Source organism: Nonomuraea sp. NPDC001684 (assembly GCF_053596515.1).
This window is the reverse complement of sequence record NZ_JBSFGJ010000675.1, coordinates 1-3,556: the sequence shown is the minus strand read 5'-3', so window position 1 is coordinate 3,556 and position 3,556 is coordinate 1. Positions and strand designations below refer to the sequence as shown.

Genomic DNA, 3,556 nt, shown 5'->3' with positions numbered 1-3,556 from the left:
CTGCCGTTGCTCTGGTAGAAGGCGGGCCTGGCGAAGACGTCGCGCACGACGGTCCAGGCGTCGTCGGCGGCGGCCGGGAAGGGGTGTTCGGGGGCCAGCCGGTAGTCGGCCGAGACGACCACGGCGCCGGTGCGCAGGGCCAGGTCGCGGCCGAGCGCGTCGTTGCGCCTGACGCTGCCGAAGACCCAGCCGCCGCCGTGGAAGTAGACCACGACGGGCAGCAGGCCGTCGCCGGGGTCGGCGCGGTAGATGCGGATCGGCACGTCGCCGGCGAGCTCGTCGCGGACGAACGGGAGTTTGGTCAGCGGCCCCCGCTGGGCCGCGAAGCCGTCGTGCGCGCGCATCTCCTGGATCGTGGCCAGGTCGAGCGTGGCCAGGTCGGTGTTGAGGTCCGACGGGTAGAGGGCGACGTAGTCCCGCGCCTGGGGGTGCAGCGGCATGAGCGCAGCCTAGCGGGCCGCCTCGACGAACGCATCGAAGAGCCGATTGTCCCCGCCGCGTTCGGGATGCCACTGGACGCCGACGCAGAACCGGTGGCCCTGGAGCTCGACGCCCTCGACGATCTGGTCGTCGGCCCAGGCCACCGCGAGCAGGCCGCTGCCCAGGCGGCGCACGGACTGGTGGTGCGGCGCGACCGCCTCGACGTGGTCGCCGACCGCCTTGCCGAGCCTGCTGGACACGCTCACCTGGATGTCGTGCACCGCGCCCGGCTCGCCGTGCCGCTCGTGGCCGAGCACCTCGGGCAGCCACGGGATCAGCGTGCCGCCCTGGGCGACGTTGAGGACGTGCAGGCCGCGGGCGATGGCCAGGATCGGCAGGCCGGCCCGGACGGCGGCCCCGGCCAGGGCCAGCTCGTACCGGTCGCGGTGGGGCTGCGGCTCGGGCGCGCGCTCGTCGGGCTCGCCGCCGTAGGCCCCGGCACCGAGGCCGGCGCCGCCGGCCAGCAGGACGCCGGACAGGCCGCCGACGTGGTCGCCGGCGACATGGGGGTCGAGCGGCGGGAGCAGCACCGGCGCGCCGCCGGCCCGCTCGACCGCCTTGGCATAGGACGGCGGTGACAGCACGGCCTCGCGCACCCAGTCGCCCCAGCGGGCGGCCTCCAGGTAGGCGGTGATGCCGATGAGCGGTCGGGACATGCGGATCTCCAGGGGCGGGTCAGGGCAGGCGGGAGGCCGTCCCGGCGGTCAGCCGGGCCTCGCCGGGCCGGGGTGGAGGACCGCCATGGCGGGATGCTACGCCTCCGCCGCCCGGCGGGAAACACCGGAATCCGAAAGACGAAAATCACTTTTATTCATTTTCTCCGCCGGAAAAGCCCATATCGCAATTGGGGTGAATCGGTTGTGACGCATCAGAGGTGGTGTAAGACTCATTTCCGAGCGCGCCGGATGTGCCGGGGCACGCAGCGCGTTCACGACCCGGAGCCGTCAGGAGGTGGCCGACGCGGCCGGAATCGATTTTCCGGTCCAATGGGGTGGGGTTGAGTGCATGTCGTTGAATCCGCGACTGGTGAAGGAGAGCTTCTCACTCGTCGAGCCCGTGGCCGACAAGGCGACCGCGTACTTCTACGGGCGGCTGTTCGCCGCGAGCCCGCACCTGCGGGGGATGTTCCCGCCCGCGATGGACGTCCAGCGCGACCGGCTGTTCGGCGCGCTGACCCGGATCGTGTGGAGCCTGGACAGCCCGGACGGCCTGGCCGCCTACCTCGGCCAGCTCGGCAGGGACCATCGCAAGTACGGGGTGCTCGCCGAGCACTACACGGCCGTCGGCACCGCCCTGCTGGCCACGATCCGGCGCTTCGCCGCCGAGGTGTGGAACGACGAGATCGAGGCGGCGTGGGTGTCGGCGTACACGGCGGCGGCCAACCTGATGATCGAGTCGGCCGAGTCGCAGGCGGGCGTCTCACCGGCCTGGTGGCCGGCCGAGGTCGTCGACCACGAGCTGCGCCGTCCGGACATCGCGGTGATCACGCTGCGGCCCGCGCAGCGGCTGCCGTACACGGCGGGCCAGTACGTCACCGTCCAGACCGCGCGCTGGCCGCGGGTGTGGCGCACGTTCTCCATCGCCAACGCGCCGCGCCCGGACGACACGGTCACGCTGCACGTGCGCTCGGTGCCGGGCGGCTGGGTGTCCACGGCGCTGACCAGGCACACCAGGATCGGCGACACGGTCATGCTCGGGCCGCCGATGGGCACGATGACGCCGTGCGAGCACAGCGCCCGCGACCTGCTGTGCGTGGCCGGCGGCACGGGGCTGGCCCCGCTGAAGGCGATCGTCGAGCACGTCATCGCCTCGGGCCGCCGGCCGCGGATCCACCTGCTGCACGGCGCGCGCACCGCCGACGAGCTGTACGACCTGCCCGACCTGCTGGCGATGCAGGCGTCCTTCCCGTGGCTGCAGGTGCTGCCGGTGGTCTCCGGCGACCCGTCCTACGCCGGGATGCGCGGCCACCTGCCGGAGGTGACCGGGCGCTTCCACTCCTGGCGCGAGCACGACGTGTACGTCTGCGGCCCGGGCGGCATGGTGGACGGCACCGTGCGCCGCCTGCAGGCCGACGGCGTGCCGCCGGCGCGCATCCACCGCGACGTCGTCCCCGGTGAACGCTAGGACTGAACGTCCACGCTGGTCGTCAGGAGGCCGCCGGGTCGCGGCGGAAGGCGGCGGCGGTCTCCTCGTCGGCCGGCCAGAACGTCTCGATGGCCAGCTCCGAGACGGTCACGTCCATCGGCGTGCCGAAGGTGGCGATGGTGGTGAACATCGACAACACGCGGTCGCCGTCGGCGATGCGCAGCGGCAGCAGGATGTCGCCCGGTCCCGGCACGTGGGCCACGTTGAGGTTGACGCCGGGGTAGGTGTAGGCGGCCAGCTCGTCGTGCAGCTCGGCCAGGCGGCCGTCGGCCGACGCCTCGGCCTGCCTGCGGAGCTGGTGCAGCAGGTACGCGCGGACCTCGGCCAGGTTCAGCAGCCTGCCGCCCATCGCGTCGGGGTGCAGCGACAGCCGCATCACGTTGACCGGCTCGGCCAGCAGCTCGGCGGGCACGCCGGCCATGAACATGGCGGCCGCCGAGTTGGCCGCCACCAGGTTCCACGCCGCGTCCACGACCAGCGCCGGGTACGGCTCGTGCCCGGCCAGGATCTTGTCCAGCGCCTGGCGGACGACGGCCATCTCCGGGGCGCGCACCTCGCGCTCGGGGAAGACCGGCGCGAACCCGGCGGCGACCAGCAGCCGGTTGCGGTGGCGCAGCGGCACGTCGAGCTCCTCGGCCAGCCGCATCACCATCTCGCGGCTGGGCCGGGCGCGGCCGGTCTCCAGGAAGCTGACGTGCCGGGAGGAGACGTCGGCCTCGATGGCCAGGTCGAGCTGGCTCACCCGGCGCCGCTGCCGCCACGACCGCAACAAATCACCAAAAGTCTCTTCTTGTATCGCTACTGCTCCCATGTCATGAAATTTAGCGGGGAGAGGGAAGTATCACGATTACCTGTCGGGTAATGCCCGCGCCGTCCCGGCCGTCCGCGGGCGGCCGGGCGGCAGGCGTGCGGCAAATCTCCCAGTCCTCGG

4 protein-coding genes are annotated in these 3,556 nt (G+C 72.7%); 1 reads left to right on the top strand and 3 read right to left on the bottom strand.

Annotation, left to right across the window (positions count from 1 at the left end):
* A partial coding sequence (locus ACWCSD_RS49885; RefSeq protein WP_449926430.1) for an alpha/beta hydrolase occupies nucleotides 1–440 on the bottom strand: 440 nt, incomplete at its 3' end.
* Nucleotides 441–449: 9 nt separating this feature from the next.
* Nucleotides 450–1,136: a gamma-glutamyl-gamma-aminobutyrate hydrolase family protein gene (locus tag ACWCSD_RS49880; RefSeq protein WP_449926427.1), complete on the bottom strand. Its 687-nt coding sequence runs from the start codon at nucleotides 1,134–1,136 to the stop codon at nucleotides 450–452.
* A gap of 349 nt (nucleotides 1,137–1,485) precedes the next feature.
* On the opposite strand from ACWCSD_RS49880, the gene ACWCSD_RS49875 reads away from it, so the two are divergent.
* A complete protein-coding gene (locus ACWCSD_RS49875) occupies nucleotides 1,486–2,604 on the top strand; it encodes a globin domain-containing protein (protein WP_449926424.1) in 1,119 nt (372 codons plus the stop codon).
* Between the two features lie 22 nt (nucleotides 2,605–2,626).
* Here the strand turns inward: ACWCSD_RS49875 and ACWCSD_RS49870 are convergent, their stop codons facing one another.
* A complete protein-coding gene (locus ACWCSD_RS49870; RefSeq protein ID WP_358286498.1) occupies nucleotides 2,627–3,436 on the bottom strand; it encodes a helix-turn-helix domain-containing protein in 810 nt (269 codons plus the stop codon).
* Nucleotides 3,437–3,556 lie beyond the last annotated feature (120 nt).